The organism is Pseudomonadales bacterium, assembly GCA_013215025.1.
Taxonomy (GTDB): Bacteria; Pseudomonadota; Gammaproteobacteria; order Pseudomonadales; family DT-91; genus DT-91.
In genome coordinates, this window is sequence record JABSRR010000124.1 from 1 (window position 1) to 3534 (window position 3534).

General features: G+C 44.5%; 2 protein-coding genes. Both read left to right on the forward strand.

Annotated features, from left to right (window positions below; genetic code table 11):
* The first annotated feature begins 101 nt into the window (after positions 1–101).
* On the forward strand, positions 102–2330 hold the full coding sequence (locus tag HRU21_08950) for a hypothetical protein (protein ID NRA42418.1): 2229 nt from the start codon (positions 102–104) through the stop codon (positions 2328–2330).
* A 134-nt stretch (positions 2331–2464) separates the two neighbouring features.
* Positions 2465–3534 (forward strand): hypothetical protein (locus tag HRU21_08955; GenBank protein NRA42419.1); only part of this gene is annotated, 1070 nt, incomplete at its 3' end.

Sequence of the window (3534 nt, forward strand, 5' to 3'; positions counted from 1 at the left end):
AATTTGGCGGATAGTGTTATGATGGCAATGGATATACCTTTAAAACGTAACGTTCGTAAACAAAGTGCGCCGCCCCCACGCATTAAAATGATTGGTAGAAGATGAAAAATTATACTGATGAAGATAGTGGGTTAGCTAAGAAGCTTAAAAAATACAACACAGACAGATCAGCGCAGTCTGATGTACGCGATGCGCGAATACCCGATCTATCTTTTGCTAGGTGGTCTCAGACTGAAGATGAGATGAGCGAGGCATCGACAACACAGTTTGTTGGTGAGTTCAATATCATTGGCCGCGAGCGAAAGAACATACAGGCCGAGTTTAGACAGAATGAAGTTGAGGTTAAGTATCGCAGCAAGAAAGGCGATAACGATGATCTCGATGAGTTTATGCAAGGCAAGTATCGAACAGACAGACGGCTATCAAAATCAAGACAGTGCTTTAGCATAGCTCAAGATGACGCTATTGATTGTGGCTTTGGTGCTTGGCGCTTGCATACTGTTGACGATGACAGTGAGGATATGCTGTCAACGACCCAAGAGGTTAGGCGCTCACCGATACCTGAGGCTATCCGCCGCGTGTGGTTCGATAGTAACTCAAAGCTTGCCGATAAAAGTGACGCTAAGCATTGTTCACTGATTACCTCATTTACCCGCGATGGCTATGAATGCTGGCTTGGTGAGAATGACATTGAAGAGCAAAGCACTATTAGCTTTGATAGCCCTGAACGTTCAATTTATGAGCGCGTCTATGGCTCTGAAATGCAATACGGGCTGCATACCTCTGTAAATGAAATCAACATATTAGAGTTTTACGAGATAGAAGATGAAGCCGAAATGTACTGGCTTTATCTTGGGGTAGATGAGAATGGGCAAGAGAAAGTCGATGGCTTACCGGCCAAAGAAGCTAAAGCAATGGGTATGCCTGAGCCTTTCAAAAAGAAAAAGCTCACTAAGCAAGTTTGCAAAAAGACAGTTACTAATGGCATCGATATTCTTATGGAGTCTTACGTGCCTGGCGGCTGCATTCCTATCATACCTATGTACGGTGAGCGAAACTTTGTAGATGGTATTGAGAATTTTTACGGCATAGTCAAAGCTGCGAAAGACCCGCAGAAATTGATTAACAGTGCTTATAACTATCTGACATCGCTAATGATGTTTAGCCCAGTGCCAAAGCCTATTTACGATCCAAGACAAATCGAAGGCTTTGAGCATTTATATGAGGATGCAAACAACCACGATTTAGCATTTCAATATCAAAACACATATTACGAAACTGAAAAGGGCGAAACTTTAAACTTTCAGCAGCAGTACACACAACCGCCACCTGTACCGCCTGCCGTTGGTCAAATCCTTGCAGGATTGCCAGCGCTTACCGATTCGATATTGAATCCAGGCGTTACAGAAGACAGCTTTAACTCGCAAATGTCAGGCGTTGCATTACAGCAGATTAAAGAACAAATCGGCGTTATGCGGTTTATATACGTCGATAATTGGGCTGAAGCTATGCGTCATGATGCTGATGTCTACGCCAAGATGCTGGCAGCTATTACCGATACTACCAAAGTTATGGTATTGACCAACGTAGACGGCACGACCAAAGATGGCATGGCTAATGAGCAATTCTATGACGTTAATCAAATGTCTGTTGTTGTACGCAACCCAATCAAAGACGCTAAATTCGAGGTCTATTCAGACGTTGGCCCGTCGCATACATCACAACGCGAGGCTGCTTTAGCTAACCTGAAAGAAATCTTTGATACGTTACCACCAGGCGACCCAATGCAGCAGATTGTTATGCTGTCGATACTTGCACAGCAAGACGGTGAGGGCTTGGATGAGCTTAACAAAGTTGCACGTTATCAAATGCTTGGCTTGGGCTTAGACGGAATAGAGCCACAGACTGAAGAAGAGGCCGAGTTTGTTGCACGTAAGCAGCAAGAGGCTCAGATGCAAAACAATCAACCACCATTGCAAGAACAGATATTGTTAATGCAAGAACAGACCAAGCAGCTTCAAGCACAGCAGGCTATGATGCGCGAGCAGAATCAAGCTCAAGCCAATCAGATTAAGGCTTATCAAGCACAGACAGGCGCACAGAATGATCAAGCTAATACTTTGCTCAAGCAGGTAGACAGCGAGACTAAGCGTATGGAGGCCATGATCAAAGCTGAGCAAGCCGGTGCTGATATTGAGAATACCAACATGGACACGGTGAAAAAAGGTGTTGAATCTCAAATGATGCAGGCCGATATAGCTGAGAAACAATTAGACATGGATATACGCAACCTGCCAACAGATGAGCTTATCAGGCTGATGAGTCAATGAGCATAAAGGCCAAAATAGCAGCAGAACTAGCCGAGCGCGTTAAAGGCGGTGACAGCCTAGCAATGGACTATGCAAGCAGGATGCAGAATAAAAGTTCAGAAATAGCAGCAGGCACAGCAGCAGGCGCAGGCTTATTGGCTAGTGATGATAGTGAGGCAAGCTTTATAGGCACGGCAGCCAAAACATGGAATAAAGGCGCAGAGGCATTGGCTAAAAAAATGACCGATGATGGCGCTAGTCGTGATGAGATATGGCAAGCAACAGGGCAAATGGGCGCACCTACGTTTAAGGATGTTGATGGCAAGTGGAAGCAAGAGATTAGCGACGAAATAAGCGTGCCATCAAAGCCTTATAGAATGCTTGCGCAAAGCGGTGAAAATCAAGCTTTATACGAACCATTGCTAAAAGATTATGTAAAAAATGATTCTGTTTTTAGTGCGTACCCTGATTTAAATGAAGTACAAATAAGGGCGCAAGGTGATGGTGGTAGTTATATTCGGAAAGATGGGCCAAACTCTGAGATTGTGCGAGCAGAGGCTGATTATGGCTATAAAACGCCTTCAATATTAGGGCATGAGATGCAACACGCCATACAGGAGCGCGAGGGTTTTGCTAGGGGTGGCAGTCCTGGAATGTTTGCAGGTGAATTTGCAGCAAATAGAGCTAGGCTTAATTTTTTAGAGAAAGACCCTGAAACTCAAAGAGTTTTGGCTGAATACGATAAAAAGCAAGAAGAGCTAATAATGTCTGACTTGGAAGACCCAAGCCAAGCCCTTGAAGAATTGCGATATGAGTACATGTCTAACCCATACTTCAAAGAGTATGAGAAAGTAATGCGAAAGCTAAGAGGTAAAACAGACAGTGGGTTAAGGGAGTACCAAAGATTAGCAGGCGAAGCAGAAGCCCGAAACGTAGAAACACGCCTAGACTATGACATGGATGAACGCATAGCCAATCCGCCTTGGAATACTCTTGATGTGCCTGAAAATGAGCTAATAGTTAGAGGACAAGGAGGGCGAGCAACATTGCCAGGAATGATAGGAGGCACAGGCGCAGGCTTAACAAGCGTTGCTTTAGCTGATGCTTATCAAGATTACATGGCAAAAGACAAAGCCTTAGCCGATGAGCCATTGTTCAACTTTGGGCGAATGGTAGAGCAAGCGCCACAGAATCTATCGAATGCTGCTCAAGATGTTGCAATGCT

Bases quoted from the DNA above. Each gene is read 5' to 3' on its own strand.
- HRU21_08950 (NRA42418.1), top strand. From the start codon at position 102: ATGAAAAATTATACTGATGAAGATAGTGGGTTAGCTAAGAAGCTTAAA.